This window comes from Methylobacterium sp. Gmos1 (assembly GCF_053764715.1).
Genome location: NZ_JBSNCC010000005.1, coordinates 142,237 through 162,475 on the forward strand (window position 1 = coordinate 142,237; position 20,239 = coordinate 162,475).

At 71.3% G+C, this 20,239-nt stretch carries 15 protein-coding genes; 5 read left to right on the plus strand and 10 right to left on the minus strand.

Going from position 1 to position 20,239, the window contains the following annotated elements; translation table 11 throughout:
• Positions 1 to 5: 5 nt before the first annotated feature.
• From ACS5PV_RS12565 to purH, 3 genes are all read right to left on the minus strand, one after another.
• Positions 6 to 776 carry a hypothetical protein gene (locus tag ACS5PV_RS12565; RefSeq protein WP_455395661.1) on the minus strand — a complete coding sequence of 257 codons (771 nt, stop codon included), beginning with the start codon at positions 774 to 776 and terminating at the stop codon, positions 6 to 8.
• 208 nt (positions 777 to 984) lie between these two features.
• Complete coding sequence (locus ACS5PV_RS12570; RefSeq protein WP_455395662.1) at positions 985 to 2,265, minus strand: DUF3422 family protein; 1,281 nt, start codon at positions 2,263 to 2,265, stop codon at positions 985 to 987.
• 84 nt (positions 2,266 to 2,349) lie between these two features.
• Positions 2,350 to 3,951 carry a bifunctional phosphoribosylaminoimidazolecarboxamide formyltransferase/IMP cyclohydrolase gene (gene purH, locus ACS5PV_RS12575; RefSeq protein WP_455395663.1) on the minus strand — a complete coding sequence of 534 codons (1,602 nt, stop codon included), beginning with the start codon at positions 3,949 to 3,951 and terminating at the stop codon, positions 2,350 to 2,352.
• Between the two features lie 271 nt (positions 3,952 to 4,222).
• On the opposite strand from purH, the gene ACS5PV_RS12580 reads away from it, so the two are divergent.
• Both ACS5PV_RS12580 and ACS5PV_RS12585 read left to right on the plus strand, forming a co-directional pair.
• A complete protein-coding gene (locus ACS5PV_RS12580) occupies positions 4,223 to 5,545 on the plus strand; it encodes a hemolysin family protein (RefSeq protein ID WP_455395664.1) in 1,323 nt (440 codons plus the stop codon).
• 134 nt (positions 5,546 to 5,679) lie between these two features.
• On the plus strand, positions 5,680 to 6,087 hold the full coding sequence (locus tag ACS5PV_RS12585; RefSeq protein ID WP_455395665.1) for an EF-hand domain-containing protein: 408 nt from the start codon (positions 5,680 to 5,682) through the stop codon (positions 6,085 to 6,087).
• Between the two features lie 74 nt (positions 6,088 to 6,161).
• On the opposite strand, the gene ACS5PV_RS12590 is transcribed toward ACS5PV_RS12585, so the two are convergent.
• On the minus strand, positions 6,162 to 6,395 hold the full coding sequence (locus ACS5PV_RS12590; RefSeq protein ID WP_048434223.1) for a hypothetical protein: 234 nt from the start codon (positions 6,393 to 6,395) through the stop codon (positions 6,162 to 6,164).
• A 389-nt stretch (positions 6,396 to 6,784) separates the two neighbouring features.
• Here ACS5PV_RS12590 and ACS5PV_RS12595 point away from each other — a divergent pair, with 389 nt between their 5' ends.
• Together ACS5PV_RS12595 and ACS5PV_RS12600 are read left to right on the plus strand one after the other, a co-directional pair.
• On the plus strand, positions 6,785 to 7,819 hold the full coding sequence (locus tag ACS5PV_RS12595; RefSeq protein ID WP_455395886.1) for an adenylate/guanylate cyclase domain-containing protein: 1,035 nt from the start codon (positions 6,785 to 6,787) through the stop codon (positions 7,817 to 7,819).
• Positions 7,820 to 8,491: 672 nt separating this feature from the next.
• A complete protein-coding gene (locus tag ACS5PV_RS12600; protein ID WP_455395666.1) occupies positions 8,492 to 8,950 on the plus strand; it encodes a MucR family transcriptional regulator in 459 nt (152 codons plus the stop codon).
• 41 nt (positions 8,951 to 8,991) lie between these two features.
• Here ACS5PV_RS12600 and ACS5PV_RS12605 read toward each other — a convergent pair whose 3' ends face one another.
• Positions 8,992 to 9,786 carry a DUF1194 domain-containing protein gene (locus ACS5PV_RS12605; RefSeq protein WP_455395667.1) on the minus strand — a complete coding sequence of 265 codons (795 nt, stop codon included), beginning with the start codon at positions 9,784 to 9,786 and terminating at the stop codon, positions 8,992 to 8,994.
• Positions 9,787 to 10,056: 270 nt separating this feature from the next.
• Here ACS5PV_RS12605 and ACS5PV_RS12610 point away from each other — a divergent pair, with 270 nt between their 5' ends.
• Positions 10,057 to 10,824 carry a restriction endonuclease gene (locus tag ACS5PV_RS12610; RefSeq protein ID WP_455395668.1) on the plus strand — a complete coding sequence of 256 codons (768 nt, stop codon included), beginning with the start codon at positions 10,057 to 10,059 and terminating at the stop codon, positions 10,822 to 10,824.
• A gap of 312 nt (positions 10,825 to 11,136) precedes the next feature.
• Here the strand turns inward: ACS5PV_RS12610 and ACS5PV_RS12615 are convergent, their stop codons facing one another.
• The 5 genes from ACS5PV_RS12615 to ACS5PV_RS12635 all read right to left on the minus strand — a co-directional run bounded on the left by ACS5PV_RS12615 (position 11,137) and on the right by ACS5PV_RS12635 (position 20,107).
• Positions 11,137 to 13,215: a hypothetical protein gene (locus tag ACS5PV_RS12615; RefSeq protein ID WP_455395669.1), complete on the minus strand. Its 2,079-nt coding sequence runs from the start codon at positions 13,213 to 13,215 to the stop codon at positions 11,137 to 11,139.
• Between the two features lie 28 nt (positions 13,216 to 13,243).
• The gene (locus ACS5PV_RS12620; protein ID WP_455395670.1) at positions 13,244 to 16,066 is read right to left on the minus strand and encodes a DUF4159 domain-containing protein; all 2,823 of its coding nucleotides are present in this window, start codon (positions 16,064 to 16,066) and stop codon (positions 13,244 to 13,246) included.
• 11 nt (positions 16,067 to 16,077) lie between these two features.
• The gene (locus ACS5PV_RS12625) at positions 16,078 to 16,992 is read right to left on the minus strand and encodes a DUF58 domain-containing protein (protein WP_455395671.1); all 915 of its coding nucleotides are present in this window, start codon (positions 16,990 to 16,992) and stop codon (positions 16,078 to 16,080) included.
• A 4-nt stretch (positions 16,993 to 16,996) separates the two neighbouring features.
• The gene (locus ACS5PV_RS12630; protein ID WP_455395672.1) at positions 16,997 to 18,007 is read right to left on the minus strand and encodes an AAA family ATPase; all 1,011 of its coding nucleotides are present in this window, start codon (positions 18,005 to 18,007) and stop codon (positions 16,997 to 16,999) included.
• A 450-nt stretch (positions 18,008 to 18,457) separates the two neighbouring features.
• Positions 18,458 to 20,107, minus strand: coding sequence for a tannase/feruloyl esterase family alpha/beta hydrolase (locus ACS5PV_RS12635; protein WP_455395673.1), 1,650 nt, complete (start codon positions 20,105 to 20,107; stop codon positions 18,458 to 18,460).
• Between the last annotated feature and the right edge of the window lie 132 nt (positions 20,108 to 20,239).

Below are 20,239 nucleotides of genomic sequence, written 5' to 3' on the forward strand. Positions count from 1 at the left end.
AGATTTCAATTTTTACTATTCATGACATTTTTTATCTTGGCTGCCAGAGCTTTGGCTATTTCTTCTGTCAAAACCACGACAAATATTCCTGCTGGCACAACCAAGAGCAAAGCAGGGCCGCTTACAACGCCTGTCGCCGCCATTCCAAGCTTAGCGCCGTAGGCCGATGCCGAACCGCCCTCGATCAAGAGCGAAACAAGAGAGTCAGCTGTCAGCGGAGATCTTTCCGTCGGTATCAGGGGTTGATTCACTATTCTGGTGGCAAACTCAAAGGACTTTGACTTCCCAGCAGTGCGATATGAAGCGCTGAGGATTGATTTTGCGTCATCACCGAGCGGAATGGCGCTCGCGAGATTGTCCTCGAAGTCAAGCACCGCGGTTATCGCATGTGGTAAATAAGCTGCTCCGACATCAATTGTGCCAGAAATTTCGCATAAACTAATTATTTGCGAAATATTTATATTTCCTTTTAAGCCATTCTTAGGAAATGAGTAACAATATATATTTCTATCTACTGTTTCATTAAGAATTACAATCGAATAAAAACGAGCAAGATCAGACTCTTGAGATCTGATTCTCTCAACACGCTCTAGTTCTGTCCGGTATATCTCTTCAATGTCTATACCCTTCTCTTTCCCCACGGCCAATAATTCTTGATATGATTTTCTATAAATATCGTAAATTACCCTTCTGATCGATTCATCTCTCATTTTATCGATGTTATGCTTCAAATTTACTAACTCTGCAATGACTGGACCCACATTTTTGTCGGGCATCACAACCACCCAATTTTCGGAAAAAGGCATATCGGCAGTTTAGGCGTGAAATTATAAAAATACAACAGTTCTCTGAATCATGCTATCAGGTGTGTTGGTATTTATAATACAAGTATCATTCACCCAATTTTATTGAGATTCAAATTTAGACAGAGTTTAATTGTCTATATAATGTGATTTGAAAATACATCAAAAGCAAATACCCTCCTTAATGTCCTGGCTCCGCATGCATCCGCCGGATCCGCCTGACCGTCCACCACACCCCCACCAGCACCAGCGGCACCGCGAGCGCCGTCCCGACCGTCGCGTCCACCGGCACGCCGGCATGGTGGACGCCCTCCAGCACGTGGTGGACGAGGCTCGCGACGTAGTAGGTGATCGCCGCGACCGACAGGCCCTCGACGGTCTGCTGCAAACGCAGTTGCAGCCGCACCCGGTCGTTCATCGCCTGGAGCTGGGCCTGGTTCTGGCGCTCCAGCTCGATGTCGACCCGGGTGCGCAGCATCTGCGCGGCGCGGGCGAGGCGGCGCGAGAGCAGGTCCTGGCGCTCGGCGATCGCCAGGCAGGTGCGGATCGCCGGGTTGTAGCGCCGGCCGAGGAACATCGACCAGCTCGTCTGCCCGGGCAGCGCGTGCTCGCCCGCGGCAGCCAGGCGCAAGCGCACCAGCTCGTCGTAGGCCCGGGTCGCGCCGAAGCGGAACATCGTGCGCGACGACCCGGCCTCGAGCTCGGCGGCAAGCGCGATCAGCCGGTCGAGGAGGGCGTGGTTCTCGGTAAACCCCTCGCTGGTACGCATCGCCTCCATCAGGGCCGGCAGCTCGGTCTCGATCCGCCGGATCGTCGGCCCCAGGCTCTGCGCCTCCGGCAGGCCGAGGAGCGCGAGCGTGCGGTAGGTCTCGATTTCCAGGAGACGCTGCACCAGGGCGCCGGCGCCGAGCCGGCTGAGGCGCCGGTCGGCGACGACGATGCGGACGTAGCCGTGTGGATCGGGCTGGAAATCGGTGACGATCACCGCCGCCCCGCCCTCGGCCTCGGCCATGGCGAGCGAGGCGGCGTTGAAGGTCGAGACGATCTCGGACGGCAGGCCGCCGTCGACGGCCGGCAGGAGGTGCAGGTCGACCGCGACGAGAAGCGGGCCGGGCTGGACCACCTCCCCCATCGCGCCCTCCAGCGCATCGGGCTGTGGCTGGAAGGCGTGGCCCAGCGCGTCGCCGTATTCCCAGGTATAGGTGGTGAACTCGCTGTGGCTCTCCCAGCGCAGGATCGCGCCGGAAAACACCACCCGGTGCTGCTTGGCCCCCGGCGCCGGGCCCGGATGGCCCAAGCCCGTGCAGTAGGCCTCCAGCGCGTCGCGGTCGGCCGAGGCGGCCTCGCCGTCGGTCAGGAAGGCGTAGTGCAGGAAGCGGCGCGGCGTCTTGACCGGGGTGAACGGCCGGGCGTGGACCTCCGCCAGCACCCGGGCCCGCAGGGGGTGTTCATCCAGCCGCATCCTCGTCGAAACCCCGCCTCTCGCTACGCTCCACCGAGGCTTGGCCGAGGCCGGCCCGTCGGTCAACGGGCCGGGCAGCGCGCGTCAGTGCCGGAAGTGGCGGTGGCCGGTGAGCACCATGGCGAGGCCGGCCTCGTCGGCGGCGCGGATCACCTCGTCGTCGCGCATCGAGCCGCCGGGCTGGATCACCGCCGTGGCGCCGGCCTCGGCCGCGGCGAGCAGGCCGTCGGCGAAGGGGAAGAACGCGTCGGAGGCCACCACCGCGCCGCGGGCGAGGCTCTCAGGCAGGCCCGCGGCCTTGGCGGCCTCCGCCGCCTTCCAGGCGGCGATGCGCGAGGAATCGACCCGCGACATCTGCCCGGCGCCGATGCCGACCGTGGCGCCGTCCTTGGCATAGACGATGGCGTTCGACTTCACGTGCTTGGCGACCCGGAAGGCGAAGCGCAGGTCCGACAACTCGGCCTCGGTCGGCGCGCGCTTCGTCACCACCTTGAGCGGCATGTCGTCGACCACGGCGTTGTCGCGGTCCTGGACCAGGAAGCCGCCGGCGACCGTGCGCCAGGCCTGGCCGGGCGCGCGCGGGTCGGCGATGCCGCCGGCGGTGAGGAGCCGCAGGTTCTTCTTGCCCGCCACGATCGCGGCCGCCTCCTCGGTGGCGTCCGGCGCGATGATGACCTCGGTGAAGATCTCGACGATCTTCCTCGCGGCTTGCGCGTCGAGCGTGCGGTTGAGCGCGACGATGCCGCCGAAGGCCGAGACCGGATCGCAGCGCAACGCCCGCTCGTAGGCCTCCAGAAGGCTCGCTCCTTCCGCAACCCCGCAGGGGTTGGCGTGCTTGACGATGACCACCGCGGCGGTTCGGGCGGGATCGAACTCGCTCACCGCCTCGTAGGCGGCGTCGGTGTCGTTGAGGTTGTTGTAGGACAGCTCCTTGCCCTGGAGCTGGCGCGCCGTCGCGACGCCCGGGCGGGGAGCGCCGGCGGTGCGGTAGAAGGCGGCCTTCATGTGCGGGTTCTCGCCGTAGCGCAGGCCCTGGGCCAGGGTGCCGCCCAGCGCCCGGAAGGTCTGCGCCTCGGGCGCCGCCTCGATCTCGCCGGCGAGCCAGGTCGCGATGGCGGCGTCGTAGGAGGCGGTCCGGGCGTAGGCCTTCTGGGCCAGGCGCCGGCGGGTGGCCGAGGTGACGGCGCCGTCATGGGCGTCGAGGTCGGCGAGCACCGCGCCGTAATCGGCGACGTCGACCACCACCGCGACGTCCTCGTGGTTCTTGGCCGCCGCGCGGATCATCGCCGGGCCGCCAATGTCGATGTTCTCGATGCACTCGGCCGCCGGCTTGCCCGCCGCCAGCGTCGCCTCGAAGGGGTAGAGGTTGACGACGAGGAGGTCGATCGCCGCGATGCCGTGGGCCAGCATGGCGGCCTGGTGCTCCGGGTTGTCGCGGATGGCGAGCAGTCCGCCATGCACGCCCGGATGCAGGGTCTTGACCCGCCCGTCCATCATCTCGGGGAAGCCGGTGAGGTCGGAGACCTCGGTGACGGCGAGCCCCGCCTCGGTCAGCGCCCGGTGGGTGCCGCCGGTCGAGACCAGGGTGACGCCGCGGGCGGCGAGCGCCCGCGCGAACTCCACCAGCCCGGTCTTGTCGGAGACCGAGAGGAGCGCGCGGGAGATGCGGGAGAGGTCGCTCGCCATGATGAACCTAGGTCTTTCGGTCGTGGGGGCGGGCACGGGGCGGACACCGAGCCGGCGCAGGAATTTCGGGCGCGCCTAGCAGAAACCGCCCGTCGAGGCCAGATGTTGCGGCGCGAAACCATGTGAACGCTGGCGCGACTTACTCCGCGGCATCGGCCGTGGAGGAGCGCGCTCCCACGCCGTCTGACGGATAGGCTCCGGGGGACAGACTTGCTATGAGGGGGCCGGCCGCGCTCCACCCCGGGAGCGGCCGGTCGCGCCACGGGAGGCGGTGATTTTCTCCGACAGTCCCTGGGGGACGGGCCTCGGCCTGTTCGCCATCGTGTTCCTGGTCTTCGCGAACGGGTTCTTCGTCGCGGCCGAGTTCGCCCTGGTGGCGGTCCGGCGCAGCCGGGTCCAGGAGCTCGTAGCCGAGAAGCGGACCAACGCGGGCGCCCTGCAACGGGCGGTCGACAGCCTGGATTCGCATCTGGCGGCCACGCAGCTCGGCATCACCATCTCGTCGCTCGCCCTCGGCTGGGTCGGCGAGCCGGCCCTGGCCCACCTGATCGAGCCTCTGCTCGCCTTCCTGCCGCAGGGCGTGAGCACGGCCGGCGCCCACGCCATCGCGGTGGTGTTCTCCTTCGTGGTCATCACCTCGCTGCACATCGTGCTGGGCGAGCTGGCGCCGAAGAGCCTGGCGCTCCAGCGCAGCGAGCGCACGGCGCTCGCCATCGTGCGGCCCTTGCGGCTGTTCCTGCTGGTGTTCCGCCCGGCGATCTCGTTCCTCAACGGCCTCGGCAACGGCGTCCTGCGCCTGTGCGGGTTGCAGCCGGGCTCCGGCGAGGGCTCGCTGCACTCCACCGCCGAACTCTCGCTGCTCGTCGCGGCGAGCCAGGAGGCCGGCCTGATCCAGGAGGCGCAGCAGGCCGCGGTGCAGCGCATCTTCGGCATCGGCGAGCGGCGGGTCCGGGACATCATGACCCCGCGCCACGAGGTCGACTGGATCGATGTCGAGGATCCGCGCGAGGCGGTGCTGGAGACGATCCGGGCCTGCCGGCACGAGCAGCTGGTGGCGAGCCGGGGCGAGATCCACGAGATCGTCGGCGTGCTGCGCAAGCAGGACGTGCTCAACCAGCTCCTCGACGGGGCGCCGATCACCCTCGACGCGATCATCCGCGAGCCGATCGTCGTGCACGAGGGCATGCCGATCCTGCGGGTGCTGGAGACTTTCAAGGCCAAGCCCGTCCGGATGGCGATCGTCGTCGACGAGTACGGCGACCTTGAGGGCATCGTCACCCAGACCGACCTCCTCGAGGCGATCGCCGGCGACATCCCGGAGACCGACGACGACGAGCCGATGGTGGTCGAGCGCCAGGACGGCTCGCTGCTGATCGACGGGATGATGCCGGCGGTCGAGGCGTTCGATCGCCTCGGCCTGACCGAGCGACCCGACACCGACGACTTCTCGACGCTCGCCGGCTTCGTGATCTTCCAGCTCGGTCGCATTCCCACCGCCGGCGACGGGTTCGAGCGCGGCGGCTGGCGCTTCGAGGTCGTCGACATGGACGGGCGCCGGGTCGACAAGGTCCTGGCCGAGAAGTTGGTGGCCTGACCCGACATCCGACCGGCTTGCAAACCTTCGCCGTGAGGATACCTATCCGCTTGCCAGAGTATCTTGCCAGATTATCCCGGGTCCGGCCTGCGGGACAGGATCGGGTGCCCGGACTTCAGGAACGGAGCCTTCCCATGCCCCTCCACCGGACCCTGCTGCTCGCTGCCCTCCTGGCGGCACCGCTCACCCTGCCCGTCTCGGCGCAAGCCAAGCCCAAGGCCGACCGCACCATCGCGGCGGTCGATACGGATGCGGACGGCACGATCGACCTCGCCGAGGCCAAGGCGGCGGCCGGCGCGGTATTCGACAAGCTCGAGAAGGACGCCGACAACACCCTCGACACGAAGGAGTTGCAGGGCCGCGTCAGCCGCAAGGACATGAAGCAGGCAGATCCGGACAACGACGGCACGCTCACCAAGGACGAGTACCTCGCCCTGGTCGAGGCCCGCTTCAAGCTCGCCGATCCGGACAACGACGGCACCCTCGACGCCAAGGAGATGAAGACTCCGGCCGGCAAGGCCCTGGCGCGGCTGCTGAAGTAAGTTTTTTAGATAGCGAGATCCGGAATCGGGGCGGCCCGTCTCGGGCCGCCCCTTCTTGGACTAGTCGTCTTGGATCAGTCGCAGCGCTCGCTGTGGACGGTCTTGCTGTCGCCGTACTCGTTGGTCTTCTTGACGGTCTTGGTCTCGCAGCCGCCGACCGAACCGGTCGACTCGACCGAGCGCTTCTCGATCACGGTGCTGCGCTCGACCGGAGCGGAATCACGACGGATCACCGTCACGTCCTCGGCCAGCGCCGGAACGGTGACGAGGGCGGCGAGGGTCGCGAGGGTGGCGAGGCGGAAGGACATGCCGATCTCCAGGCTTGAGCGGTGAATCGTCCTCAGAACGCCATGGTCAAGCCGACGGTTCCGTAGTTTTCGCCCACGGTTCACCAAGTCTCGAAACAATCCGGGCCGCTCCGGCGGCCTCGGGCGTTTCGGCCTTGCCGATGCCCTCAAAACGGCGCGAATGGCGGGTGAAGTGCCGCATCGCCGCGGGCCGGAGCCGGAGCCGCGCCGAGGTTCCGGTGTCGTCGCGAAGTCCCGTGGCGACGCCGGCAACCCCTTTCGCGGAATCCGCTCAGGAGACCACCACCGTGCCCGCAGCCGGCCCCGTCGATCGCGGCGCATCGGGAGAGGCGGCGCGAGCCGGCTTCCCGGCGCGTCTCACCGAGGCCTGGCGCGCGGCCGGGCTGCCGATCCCGCAGCACGCCTGGTTTTGGATCGGCATCCTGGCGCTCAGCGCCGGGGCGGGCCTGCTCTACGACGCCCTGTTCCAGAACGGCATCCCGCTGGTGGCGGCGATCCACGGCGTCTTCATCGGCGCCTGCGCGCTGCTGATGGAGCGCGGCACCCTGCTGCCGCGGCTCCAGGCGCGCCTGCGCCGCCTTCCGACCTTCCTCTACGTGCCGATCGCCGAGCTCGCCTATGTGGGCATGATCACGCTCGGCCACGCCACCGGCGGCGTGATCGTCTGGGCCACGGGCCTGACGCCGGAGCCGTTCGCGGTGGCGGTGGTGCCCTCGCTCCGGGTGCTGGTCTACGCGCTGGCCGTCTCGGCGCTCCTCGTCTTCGTGGTGCGGATGCGCGATCTCATCGGCGCCGAGGTCTTCGTCAACCTGCTTGTCGGGCGCTACCACCGGCCGGTGGAGGAGGAGCGCATCTTCCTGTTCGTCGACGTCGTCGGCTCGACGGCCTATGCCGAGACCCACGGGGCGCTGAAGACCCAGGCCTTCCTCGGCGCGGTCTTCGCGACGCTCGCCGAGCCGGTGCGGCGCTGCCAGGGCTCGACCGACGACTTCATCGGCGACATGGCGATGATTACCTGGCCGATGGCGCGCGGTCTGCAAGGGGCGCGCTGCGTCGCCTGCGTGCTGGCGATCCAGGAGAGCCTGACCCGGGACGCGGCGGCGTGGGAGGAGCGCTTCGGCGCCGTGCCGCGCATCCGCGCCGCGCTCCACGGCGGCCCGGTGGTCACCGCCGAGGTCGGGGTCGACCGGCACAAGATCGCGTATTTCGGCGACGCGGTGAACGTCACCGCCCGACTGGAAGCCCTGTGCCGCACCCTCGACGCGCCGGTGCTGATCTCCGGCGACCTCCTGGGGAAGCTGCCGCGCCTGCCCGACGGCGTGCGGGCCCGGCCGCTCGGCGAGCACGCCGTGCGCGGGCGCGACCAGGTCCTGGCGGTCGCCGCCCTGGAACAGGCTCCGCGCGCCGGCCGCAGCGCCGCCTGACGCCGAGGCGGGACAGCGTCTTCGCATCTCCGCCCGACCAAGACCGCCACGCCTGCGCCGGGTCGAAGGCCGCGTCGCACGGTCATCGTCGGCGCCTGTCAGGCTCGACGATGCATGCCGGCCTCGGCCGTCGCCGCCCCCACTCCGGCGTGCGCAGGACGGGAATCTATTCCTTGCATCGATCGCGGACGCGGCCGCAACCGATCCTTGCCGCACGGTCGATCGGTTCGCGCGTGATGAAATTGCGAAACATTTGATACATCCGCGACCATCGGCGCACGGCTTAATCTCTCCCGGTTGCTGCCGCCAAGCTGCATCGTGCTGTGCGGCATGGCGCATGAACGACAAGTGTTCTTGCCCTTGTCCGAAAGGTACTGTCTCGGCGCCGGAGGCATAAGCCAAAGAGGATAGCGCCGGGCCGCGGTCCTCAGTCGAGTTGCACGGTCCTCCCGCCAACGGTGAGCTCAGCACAACCGCACACTGCAACCGGCATCAGCAAGAAATTCGGCGGGCGATTGACCGAAAGCCGAGCTTGCTTCTTTTTCCCTTGCGGTTCCCGCCCCGACATCATAGTTGCAGCCCAAGCAAAGACAGACCGGCCCTGCGGCATCCGAGTCCTGAGGTGGGAATGTCGTGGCGACCGGGGGGTCACCTTCTGAAGAGGGCCATGTGATGAGTGAGAGTGAGGCGCCGACAAACCATATCGGGCTCGCCGCGGACATCGTGGCGGCGTTCGTGAGCAACAACTCGATTCCGGTCGGCGACCTGCCGGGCCTGATCACCTCGGTCCATACCGCGCTGGACGGACTCGGCCGAGCCGGTCGGACTGAGCCGGTCGAGCCCCTCACCCCGGCGGTACCGATCAAGAAATCGATCATGCCGGACTATCTCGTCTGCCTCGAGGACGGCAAGAAGTTCAAGTCGCTCAAGCGCCACCTGCGCTCCCGCTACGGCCTGTCTCCGGAGGATTACCGGGCGCGGTGGAACCTGCCTTCCGACTATCCGATGGTGGCGCCCAACTACGCGGCGGCCCGCTCGGAACTGGCGAAGACCATGGGCCTGGGGCAGCAGCGGCGCAAGTTCCTGCGTGACGGGGCGGCCAACGGGCAGGGCCACGACGGCGAGGAGTAATCCGCCGGCGGCGCATCCAGCGGTTGTCTCAAGGACGTGCCCTAATCCCAGTCGGGATTGGGGCGCTCGCCGATGAGGCAATTGGCGCGGGGCTCGCCCTGGGCCCGCCGCAGCAGCGGCTCGCTCTCACGGCCCGCCACCTCGCGGATGATCTTGGTGCGGATCGCCGCCGCGAACTGGTCGCGCTCGCGCACCGGCACCATGAAGCTCCCGCTGCCGCCGATCACGCAATCGCGGTAGTAGGCGTCGAGATCCTTGATGTCCCACGGCCCGCTCGGCTCGCGGATCATCAGCGGCAGGCCGTTGATGACGATGCCCTGGCCGACGGCGTCGTCGCGGGCCTTGGTCACCGACCGGCCCTGGTTGTTCGGGCCGTCGCCCGAGACGTCGATCACCCGCCGCGTCGCCTCGAAGCCGCTGCCGGCGAGCAGGCCGGCGGAGAAGTCGATGGCGCTGGCGATCGAGGTCCAGGTCGAGCGCCGGGGCGGGCTCTGGCCCAGCTTGTCGGCGAAGCCCGTCGCGTCCTCGGGCCCCGCGATCAGCGTCCAGGGCACCACGATCCGCTGGTTGCCGACGCCCGCCCACTCGACGTAGGTGACGGCGATGCGCCCGACCATGCCCTGGCGGATCGCCTGGTGCACCGCCGGATTGCGGAACGCCTCGACGTAGCCCTCCCGCTGCACCGCCTGCTCGTCGCCGGTCATCGACAGGGAGACGTCGACCGCGAGCACCAGGGCGACGTCGACCTCGACCGGGTCGCCGCCCGCCCGGACGGGGGGGCCGGCGGTTGCCGCGACGAGCAGGCAGGCGAGAAGCGCGACGACGCGTGATCTCATCCGGGGACTCCCCTGCGCCGGCCCGTGCGGGGACCTCGGCGAAATGCCAGGATCGGATGCCCGACCGCCCGAATGCAAGCGCCGCGACGGTTACGGCCCGACACGCTCCCGTGAGGCGAAGCCGCGCAGGGCCGGGGGGCCCGGTGCGCGGGTGTGCTTCTGCTGTGGATGACACCCGGGACAGGCGGTGTCTTAGGCTGGGGACAAGCGGTTGCGCCGAGAGTCCGGACCGTCCGGCCGCCTTCGAGACGCGGCGCGAGAGGTTCCCCGATGCGCCCCACCGCCAGCCTCGCCGATCGCCTGTTCTGGCCCCTCGTGGCCGGGGGTGCGGCGAGCCTGTGGTTCGGCCCGAAGGCGCTGGCCGTCGCCGGCCTGGTGGTGCTCGTGCTCGTCGTGCACCGGCTCGGGCGCGGCGGCCGCTTCCGCCGGCGGGTCCGGGCGATCGCCCGCCGGCACCGCGAGACCCTGGCCCTGCGCCGCCGGCAGGAGAGCTACGTCGATCCCTACGGCAACGAGATCCTCGACGGCTGGCTGCGGGAGCGCAGCTACTTCGCCGAGCGCACGGTGCTGCCGCGGCTGGAGGCCGAGGGCTACGGCGACCTCATGGAGGCGCGCTGGGACGAGATCCTGGACATCGTCGAGGCGGCGTCCTTGAGCGTCCCGGTGCCGGATGAGGCCGACGCGCTCCCGGAGGACGGGCTCGCCTACGAGCGCTACTGCGCTGCCCTGCTCGAACGGGCGGGCTGGGAGGCGCGCACCACGAAGGCCGCGGGCGACCAGGGCGCCGACGTGGTGGCGGAGCGCGACGGGGTACGGCTGGTGGTGCAGTGCAAGCGCTACGCGAAGCCGGTCGGCAACGGCGCGGTGCAGGAGGTGGTGGCGGCCCGCAGCTACTGGAGCGCCGATTGCGCCGCCGTGGTCTCGAATGCCGGGTTCACGCCGGCGGCCCGCAAGCTCGCGGCGGCGACCGACGTGCTGCTGCTGCACCACGACGCCCTCCCCGCCCTGCGGGCGCGGCCGGCGGGGCGGCCGCGCTGAGCGCGTGGCGAGCGGGCGGACTGGCGGGCGCAGCATCCCGCGATCGGCGCCTGCGATCGCGGGGAGGCGGTATCCTCATCCGCCGCCGGTCGCCTGCTCGATCCCCTCCCGCAAGGTCGGTCTCATCCCGGTCGGCTCAAGGCCGTGCAGCGGATCCCGGAATGACCAGGCGAATTTCCTGGCTGTTGGGCGCGTCGACCACGCTCCGAATGGGCCGCCCGATCTGGTGTTTCTCCCCTCGTCGCGAAGCCTCGCACCTGCGCGCATCCGGGACTACGAGGAAGGCCGGCGACACGACGCGGCCAACCATGCTCACGCCCGCCCGCGCCGCCCCTCCACCAGCCACATCGCCAGCACGGCCGCCGCCAGTGCCGCCAGCGCCGCCAGCCCCAGGCCCAGCGGATAGACCGAGACGCCGCGCACCACCGCGCTGTCGCTCGGGCGGAAGCCGATCCAGTCGGAGCCGGCGAGCCGCCCCGAGCGGGCGATCTGGAGCCGCGGGATCGCGATCCCCCCGCCCGCCTCGGCGAGGCGGCGGACCGAGCCGCCGGTGGCCTCGGCGATCGGACGCAGGCGCTCGGTGTCGCTGAACACGTCGATCAGTTCGCGCGGATTGGCCGGGCCGACGCTGACGAAGGCGACGAGGTTGCCGGCCCGCAGGGTGTGCAGCCCGAGCTCGTCGGCCTCGAAGGTGGCGGCGAACAGGCCCGGCTTGTCGGGGTTGAGCGCCAGGGTGCGGGCCTTGCCGCTCGGCGCCGTCACGGTGACCGGCTCGGCCGTGTCGCCCATGGTCTGTCGCTCGACCCGGACCTCGCGGCCGTGGCCGGTGGTGGAGGCCCGCAGCGCCTCCTCCTCCAGGGCTGGCTCCTTCATCAGCCAGTGGCCCAGGCGACGCAGCAGGTCGAGATGGGGCCCGCCCTCCTGGTAGCCGCGGGCCCACAGCCAGGCATGGTCGGAGAGGAGGAGCGCGACCCGGCCCTTCTCCTCGCGCGACAGGGCGAGGAGCGGCAGCGAATCCGCGCCTGCCATGATCGGGGTGATGCCGGGGCGGACCTCGGCGCCGATCAGCCGCAGCCAGTCGCCCCAGGCCGGGGGCGAAGCGTCCGAGCCCGGCAGGTCGCGGGTGACCGGATGGCGCTGGCCGCTGTTCGTCAGGGCGGCCTTGTAGGGCCGCTCGACCACGCGGCCGTTCGGCTCGCCCGGGAGGATCGCGGCCAGCCGCGTGCGGGCGAGGCTGGCGGCCGAGGCAAATTCGGGACCGGCCGCGATCAGCAGCGCCCCGCCCTCGCGCACGTAGCGCACGATGTTGTCGAAGTAGCTCGACGGCAGCACGCTCTGGTTGGCGTAGCGGTCGAAGATGATGAGGTCGAAATCCTTGATCTTCTGCTGGAACAGCTCGCGGGTCGGGAAGGCGATCAGCGACAGTTCGGAGATCGGGGTACCGTCCTGCTTCTCCGGCGGGCGCAGGATGGTGAAGTGGACGAGATCGACGTTGGCGTCGGACTTGAGCAGGTTGCGCCAGGTGCGCTCGCCGGCATGGGGCTCGCCGGAGACGAGGAGCACCCGCAGTTTCTCGCGGATGCCCTCGATCGGCAGTACCGCGCGGTTGTTGGCGGCGGTGAGCTCGCCCGGCAGGGCCTCGGCCTCGATCTCGACGACGTTCGGGCCGCCATGCTCGACCCGCAGGGTCAGGGAGAAGGGCTGGCCGGTGCGGACCGACTGGCGCACCACCTCCTCGCCGTCGCGGCGCACGGTGACGATGGCCGAGCCGGTGCCGCCGCGCTCCATCACCTCGGCACGGATGGTCTGGTCGCGCCCGACGATGCCGAAGCGCGGCGCCTCGATCAGGCGGATCTGCCGGTCGCGCTCGTCGGGCCGGCCGGTGACCAGCACGTGGAGCGGCGCCTTGAAGCTGGCGGAAGCGAGGTTCGCCGGGATGTCGTGCACGACGCCGTCGGTCAGCATCACCACGCCGGCGAGCCGGTCGGGCGGCACGTCGGCGAGCGCGCCCGACAGCGCCGTGAAGAGCCGCGTACCCTCGTCGCCGCCGGATTCCGGCACGTCGACGAAGCGCGGCTCGATCTGGTTCAGACTGCCGAGGCGCCGCTCCAGCTCGGCCCGCACCCGGTCGGTCATCGCCGGCCGGTCGCCGAGACCCTGCGAACCCGAGCGGTCGACGACGACGGCGACCACGTCCTTGACCGGCTCGCGCTCCTCCTGGACCAGCGAGGGGTTGGCGAGCGCGACCAGCACCAGGGCGAGGACGAGGACGCGCAACAGCGCCACCGGCCCGCGGGCGAGGAATGCGACCACCGCGAGGATCGCGGCGAGGGCGCCCAGGGCCCAGAGGACGGGGACGGGGACGAGCGGGGCGAGGCTCAGGCTCAGCATGTGGGGTACCGTTCGGTGACGCTGTGCTTCACTGCCCCAATCTCTCCAGCAGAGCCGGCACGTGGACCTGGTCCGCCTTGTAGTTGCCGGTGAGCGCGTACATCACGAGGTTGACGCCACCGCGGAACGCCATCTCGCGCTGGCGCGGGTCGCCGCCGACCAGGGGATAGAGCGCCTCGCCGCGCCGGCCGATCGCCCAGGCCGACGCCAGGTCGTTGCCCGTGATGACGATCGGCGAGACGCCGTCGCCGGCCCGGGCCGGGCGGCGCTCCCCGCCCTCGCCGGCGGGCGGAAGCGCCTCGACCCAGGTCTGGCCGGTGGCGTAGCGGCCGGGGAAGCTGTCGACGAGGTAGAACGCCTTGGTCAGCACGTGGTCGCGGGGCACCGGCTCCAGCTCCGGCACCTCGAGCGTCGACAGCATGCGCTGGAGGTAGAGGGCTTCCGGGGTCGGCGGGCCGCCGGGGCGGGCCGTCATCGCGTCACGGGTATCGAAGATCACCGTGCCGCCGTTCTTCATGAAGGCGTCGATTCGCCGGATCGCCGCCTCGCCCGGACGCGGCCGGCTCGGCACGATCGGCCAGTAGATCAGCGGGTAGAAGGCGAGCTCGTCCCGGGCCGGATCGATGCCGGCGGGCTCGCCGGGTTCGAGCGCCGTGCGGCTCGCCAGCATCTGGGTCAGGCCGGCAAGGCCCGCCCGGCTGGTCTCGTCGACGGTCGCGTCACCGGTGACGACGTAGGCGATACGGGTGACGAGCGCCGATTCGATGCCGTTCGGCCGGTTGGCGACGGGCTCGGCGGCCCGCGCCGTCTCGGGCGCGGCCCCCAGCACCAGAAGACCCAGGATCAGCGCCGCCGCGGCCGGTCGGCGGCGCAGGCGCGCGCCCATCAGCCCGAGGAAGCCGCCGAGCCACAGGCTCGCCAGGGTGTCGAGGGCCAGCAGCAGCAGGGCGGCGAGGAAGAACGGGCCGCGCAGGTCGCGGGTGCGCGCCTCTTCCAGGCCACCGAACCGGGCGCCGGCGAGCGCCTTAAGGTCGAGGGGTTTCAGCCGGTCCTCCGCCGTCAGCGCGTTGACGGCGAGCCCGCCATCGGCCGGGCCGTAATAGCCCGGCGGGTGCTCCGGCGTCGCGCGCTCGGTCCAGGTCGCCGGCACGGCGCGGGCGGTGGCCGGCGGTCCCTTCAGGGCACCGAACCCGTCGAGGGTCAGGCGCGGCGCGAGCACCGGCGGCGGGGCGCCGGGAGCGCTGCCGGTGGTCGGCGGGGTGGTGCCGGCAAGCGCCACGACCCGACGCAGCATGGTGACGAACAGTCCCGACAGCGGCAGGTTCGACCAGGTGGTATCGGCGGTGACGTGGACCAGGACCACCATGCCCTCCCCCCGCTTGGCGGCGGTGACGATCGGGGTGCCGTCCTGAAGGGCGGCCCAGGTGCGCCGGGCGAGCTCGCCGTCCGGCTCGGCGAGGATCTGGCGCCGCACGCCGATATCGGCCGGCGGGGTCAGCCCCGCGAACGGGCTCTCGGGCGCGAAGGGCGCCAGCGTGCGCGGGCTGTCCCAGGACAGGGTGCCGCCGAGCGTCCGCCCGCCGCGGCGCAAGCGCACCGGCACGAGGTCGTCGCTGCCGGCAGCGAGCCGGGGACCGGCGAAGCGCAGGAGCAGCCCGCCCTTGTCGACGAAGGCGGAGACCCGCTCCAGGGTGGCGGGATCGAGGGCGCCGACATCGGCGAGCACCAGCACCGACACCTGCGAATCGAGCATCTGGCCGATCGACTCGGCGACGCCGCGCCCGGGCCGGGGCTCCTGCACGTCGGCAAAGGGGGTCAGCGCCCGCGACAGGTAGTAGGTCGGCGAGAGCAGCGGCTGCGCCTGGTCGGCGGTGCCGCCGAAGACGAGGCCGACCCGGCGGCGCCGGCCGCGCTCGTCGGCGAGGACCACCGCGCCGGCCGAGTGCTCGCCCGCCACCTCGAACCGCGCGATGGTGTTGCGCAGCTCCACCGGCAGGTCGAAGCGGACCTCCGTGGCGGTGGCGTCGGTCGGGAACGCGAAATTCGTCTCGGCGAGCGGCAGGCCCTTGGCGTCGAGGGCGCGCACGGTGCCGGAATCGCGGCCGTTGGCGGCGGCCCGGACCACGCTCACGCCGAGCCGGCCGCCGGAGGAATCGGGACCGGCGAGCGCGAGAGCCGGCGGGCGCTCGGCCTTGAGCACGGTCACGTCGGCGCGCCCGCGCGCGGCGGCCTGGGCGAGGGCCGCCGGGAAGCCGTCGCCGTCCGGCCCCGCGACGCCGTCATGGACCCAGACCACGGCCGCGCCGGGTGACTTCTCGAGGAAGGCAGAGAGCGTCGCGAGGTGGGCCGAGCGGTCGGCGAGGTGCGGCAGCGGTTCGATGGCGCGCAGGCGCTCCAAGGCCGGGCCGGGGCCGGTGGCCTCGAGGGCCACAGGCGCCGAGGCGGTGGGAAGCAGCGCGACGGGCCGACCGGCGCGGGCCGCCGCCTCCACCTCGGCGGTGGCGACGCGGACCCGGTCGCGCCAGTCCTGCGCGGCGGTGAAGCCGTTGTCGAGGATCAGGACGAGGGGGGTGCGCCCGTCGCCGGCGCCCTGCTGCGCCGGGTTCCAGACCGGACCCGACACCGCCAGGATCAGGCAGGCGGCGGCGAGGAGGCGCAAGGCCAAGAGCCAGGGCGGGGTGCGGGCCGGGGTCTCGCGCTCCGGCAGCAGGTCGGCGAGGATGCGCAGCGGTGGGAAGTCGATCCGGCGCGGCCGCGGCGGCGTCACCCGCAGCAGGTACCAGAGCGCCGGCAGGGCGACCAGCGCCGCGAGAGCGGCGGGGGCGGCGAAGCTGAGGGGCAATCCGAACATCAGGTGCGTCCTCAGCCCGCGCCGCGGGCGGCGGCGACCAGGGTGACGAGGCGGAGCGCCGCCTCGCTCGCCGGCCGGTCGGTGCGGTGCAGCGTCAGCGTCCAGCCTTGCGCCCGGACGATCTCGGCCAACGCGTCGCGGTGGGCGCGGATCCGCCGGCGATAGGCCTCGCCCCAGGCCGCGGCATCGCCGACCCGGAGCGACAGCCCGGCTTCGAGGTCGTGCAGCTCGGCCTGGCCGGAGAACGGAAACGTCTCCTCGACCGGATCGACGATCATCACCAGGTGCCCGCGGCTGCCGGCGGCGGCGATCGCCGCGACCGAGGCCCGCACCTGTTCGGGCGGAGAGAGGAAGTCGCCGATCAGCACCGCCTCGTCGAAGCGCCCGACCGGCGCGCGCGGCGGCAGGTCCTCGTCGAGGCCAGAGGTGTCGGCCGACAGCGTCTCGGCCATCCGCTCGACGATGGTGCGGGCGGCCTGCGGCCGCGACAGGCCGAGGAGCCCGACCCGCTCGCCGGCCTCGACGAAGGTGTCGCCGAGCGCGAGCGCGAGGACGAGCGCGCGCTCGATCTTCGGCGCCTGGGCGAGGGCGGAGCCGAAGCCCATCGAGGCCGAGCGGTCGACCCACAGCCAGACCGTGTGGGCGGCCTCCCACTCGCGCTCGCGGACGTAGAGCCGGTCGTCCCTCCCCGAGCGGCGCCAGTCGATCCGGCTCGCCGCCTCGCCGGCGACGAAGGGGCGGAACTGCCAGAAGCTCTCGCCCGGGCCGGCGCGCCGGCGGCCGTGCAGACCATGCGCCAGGGTCGCGGCGACCCGGCGGGCCTCCAGGATCAGGCGCGGCATCCGCTCGGCGAGCGAGAGGGCGGTCTCGGTCTCGCGCCGGCCGGGGGTGCGGGCGGAGGCGTCGAGGACGCGCGTCGCGGCCACCGGGTCAGAGCCGCCCGACGAGGCGGCCGATCAGGCCGGGGATGGTCTCGCCGTCGGCCCGCGCCGCGAAGGTCAGCGCCATGCGGTGCTTGAGCACCGGCTCGGCCAGCGCCGCGACGTCGTCGACGGAGGGCGCGACCCTTCCCTCGATCAGCGCGCGGGCGCGCACCGCCAGCATCAAGGCCTGGCTGGCGCGGGGGCCCGGGCCCCAGAGCAGCTTGTCGGCGATGGCCGCATCGCCCCCGACGGGGCGCGCCGCGCGCACGAGGTCGAGGATCGCCTCGACCACCGCCTCGCCGACGGGCAGGCGCCGCACCAGGCGCTGGGCCGAGAGCAGGGCATCGGTGTCCATCACGGCCTGCGGCCGGTGCTCCTCGGCGCCGGTGGTCTCGAGCAGGATGCGCCGCTCGGCGGCGCGGTCGGGATAGCCGACGTCGATCTCGAGCAGGAAGCGGTCGAGCTGGGCCTCGGGCAGCGGGTAGGTGCCCTCCTGCTCGATCGGGTTCTGGGTCGCCAGCACGTGGAACGGGCGCGGCAGGTCGTGGCGCTCGCCGGCGACCGAGACGAAGCGCTCCTGCATCGCCTGGAGCAGCGCCGACTGGGTGCGCGGGCTCGCCCGGTTGATCTCGTCGGCCATCAGCAGCTGGGTGAAGATCGGCCCGCGCACGAAGCGGAACGAGCGGTGCCGGTCCTGGTCCTCGTCGAGGATCTCGGTGCCGAGGATGTCGGAGGGCATCAGGTCGGGGGTGAACTGCACCCGGCGCGCGTCGAGCCCGAGCACGGTGCCGAGCGTCTCGACGAGCTTGGTCTTGGCGAGCCCGGGCAGGCCGACCAGCAGCCCGTGCCCGCCCGCCAGCACCGTGACCAGCGCGAGATCGACCACCGTCTCCTGCCCGAAGATGACCCCGTGGATCGCCTCCCGGGCCCGCCCGACACCCGCGAGGCAGGCCTCCGCGGCGGCGACGATGCCGTCATCCATCGGGGTCGCGGCGGCCGGCGCGCTGGCTTCGATCATGCGGGGTCCTCGTCGTCGTCCCGGGAGCTCACGGCCCCCGCCTGGGTCCGCGAGTTTGGATCCCTTCCGCACCGCAACGCAAGGTCGGCGCGACGACGCAGGGCGGTGGGAGCGAGGGCTTGGTGCACGAAGCAGGCGGGCTCAGCCTCCTTCCACCTCGGGTATCGAGGTGATCGGCAGAAGAAGAGACGCGGGTTCTCCCCTCTCCCCGCGGGCGGGGAGAGGACTTCATCGACCTCGTCGTCGATGAAGTGAGCGCAGGCGCAAGCCGGAGCGAGGGTGAGGGGGTCTCGACGAGTGTGCCTCTTCCTGAAACACCCCCTCACCCTCGCCCTTCGGGCTTGCCGTTCCCTCTGAACGAGGGCACGGCCCTCTCCCCGCCCGCGGGGAGAGGGGAAACGAGCGCTTCGTAGGGCACCGCCTCGCGCAGGATTGATCGACCGCCGCGCCTCACGGCGCCGCGCAGGCAAAGCTCTCCGCCCGCTCCGCCTCGCCGCCCTGGTAGCGCGCCTCCTGCGGGAACGGGCAGAGCGGCCGGGTGCGGCCCGGGAAGGCGGTGCCGCGGGCGATGAGCCGGTCGGGCGCCTCGCCGCGCTCGACCCAGGCTTCGATCGCGGCGAGCGGGTCGAAGTCGTCGAGGGCCGGCCCGCCGCCGCAATGGGTCATGCCCGGGACCAGGAACAGGCGCGCCGCCTCCGCGAGGGACGCCGCGCCGCCGTTCGTGCGGGCCAGGTCCTCCCAGTGCTCGACGAGGTCGCGGGCGGAGAAGACCGGGTCGGCGACGCCCTGGTAGACGAGGAGGCGGCCGCCGCGGGCGGTGAAGGTCGACAGGAAGGTGCCGGTCGGGTCGTTGAGGGCGGCGGTCTCGGCGGTGCGCGGGGTGTCGCGGTCGAAGTCGAAGCGCAGGGCGTCGAAGCCCGGATCCGGCGGGGTCAGAAAGTAGTTGGCGATCGCCGCCGGCCCGAGCGTGGCGTTGCGGGCGTTCGGCGTCGCGGTCTTCGACGTGCCGAGCTTCCAGGCCCGCCAGCCTGGCGCCGCGAGGCCGGGATCCCAGGGCCAGGAGGCGTAGACCGGCTGGCCCTTGCCGTCTTGCGCGCCCCGGAAGGCGCGGCGCAGGGCCTCGACCTGGCGCTCGCCGAGGCAGGTCGCGGTCTTGTCGCCGGTGCAGGCGAGGCTCGCGGGATCGAAGCGGCAGGAGGCCACCGCCTCGACCGCGCCGTCGGCGAGCCCGTCGGCGGCGTCGCAGGCCTTGAGGACGGACTGCGCCACGAGATTCAGATCGGCCTCGCTGAAGGCCTCGGCGAGGATCGGCCGGCCCTCGGAATCCTTTGGCGCGGCGGCGAGGAAGGCCTGCGTGTCCCAGACCTGGCCGAGGGCCGCCCGGGTCAGCCGGAAGGCCGGGGCGCCGGCGACGACGCCATCGAAGGCGGTGGGAAAGCGGGTCGCCGCCATCAGGGCCGAGCGGCCGCCGTTGGAGCAGCCCATGAAGTAGGCGTGCGCCGGGGGCCGACCGTAGCGGGACGCGATCAGCGCCCGCGCCTCGCGCGCGACCTCGCCGACCGCCTGGTAGGCGAAGTCGATCCGCGCCTGCTGGTCGAGGCCGAAGGAGGCATCGGCGTTGTCGCGGCCGCGATGGCCGGAATCGGTCGAGGCGACGGCGTAGCCGCGCAGGAGCGCCGGCGGCGCCGTCGCGCCCGAGACCGGGATCGCGCCGAGCGCCTCGCCGACCACGCCGTCGAGCCCGCCGCCGCCCTGGAACAGGAAGCGGCCGTTCCACGCCTCGGGCAGGCGCAACTGGAAGCCGATGCCGTAGGCGACGCCCCCTGCCCCGGTCCGCGGGTCGATCGTACCCTCGACGAGGCAATGGGCCGGCAGCGCCGCCTTCGCCCGGGCGGCGCCGGTGAGCGCGGCGCGGCCCGGGTTCTCGGCCGGCAGCGTGCCGGCGGGCACGGCCTCGGCCCGGGTGATGCGCAGGTCCGGCCGGGCGAGACGGGCGAGGTCGCCGCAGGCGAGCGGCCCGGCGAGAACCGGCAGGGTCAGGGAGGTGACGATGAGGACCGGGAGGACGAGCCCCGCCCCCCGCGTGATGCCGCGCCGCATGGTCGTCCCCTTCCCCCAGAGATCCGCCCGGATGTGAGCGGGCAAGGATGTCGTGGCCGCTGCACTCGGCCCCGGCCCGACCCGGCCGTCAAGCGAGCGCGACGGGATTTCGCGCGCGAAACGCTGCGGCAG

What these genes read in the sequence shown, in the direction of transcription:
- ACS5PV_RS12565 (WP_455395661.1), bottom strand. Translation starts at nt 776, where the DNA reads ATGCCCGACAAAAATGTGGGTCCAGTCATTGCAGAGTTAGTAAATTTG.
- ACS5PV_RS12570 (WP_455395662.1), bottom strand. Translation starts at nt 2,265, where the DNA reads ATGCGGCTGGATGAACACCCCCTGCGGGCCCGGGTGCTGGCGGAGGTC.
- purH (WP_455395663.1), bottom strand. Translation starts at nt 3,951, where the DNA reads ATGGCGAGCGACCTCTCCCGCATCTCCCGCGCGCTCCTCTCGGTCTCC.
- ACS5PV_RS12585 (WP_455395665.1), top strand. Translation starts at nt 5,680, where the DNA reads ATGCCCCTCCACCGGACCCTGCTGCTCGCTGCCCTCCTGGCGGCACCG.
- ACS5PV_RS12590 (WP_048434223.1), bottom strand. Translation starts at nt 6,395, where the DNA reads ATGTCCTTCCGCCTCGCCACCCTCGCGACCCTCGCCGCCCTCGTCACC.
- ACS5PV_RS12600 (WP_455395666.1), top strand. Translation starts at nt 8,492, where the DNA reads ATGAGTGAGAGTGAGGCGCCGACAAACCATATCGGGCTCGCCGCGGAC.
- ACS5PV_RS12605 (WP_455395667.1), bottom strand. Translation starts at nt 9,786, where the DNA reads ATGAGATCACGCGTCGTCGCGCTTCTCGCCTGCCTGCTCGTCGCGGCA.
- ACS5PV_RS12610 (WP_455395668.1), top strand. Translation starts at nt 10,057, where the DNA reads ATGCGCCCCACCGCCAGCCTCGCCGATCGCCTGTTCTGGCCCCTCGTG.
- ACS5PV_RS12615 (WP_455395669.1), bottom strand. Translation starts at nt 13,215, where the DNA reads ATGCTGAGCCTGAGCCTCGCCCCGCTCGTCCCCGTCCCCGTCCTCTGG.
- ACS5PV_RS12620 (WP_455395670.1), bottom strand. Translation starts at nt 16,066, where the DNA reads ATGTTCGGATTGCCCCTCAGCTTCGCCGCCCCCGCCGCTCTCGCGGCG.
- ACS5PV_RS12630 (WP_455395672.1), bottom strand. Translation starts at nt 18,007, where the DNA reads ATGATCGAAGCCAGCGCGCCGGCCGCCGCGACCCCGATGGATGACGGC.
- ACS5PV_RS12635 (WP_455395673.1), bottom strand. Translation starts at nt 20,107, where the DNA reads ATGCGGCGCGGCATCACGCGGGGGGCGGGGCTCGTCCTCCCGGTCCTC.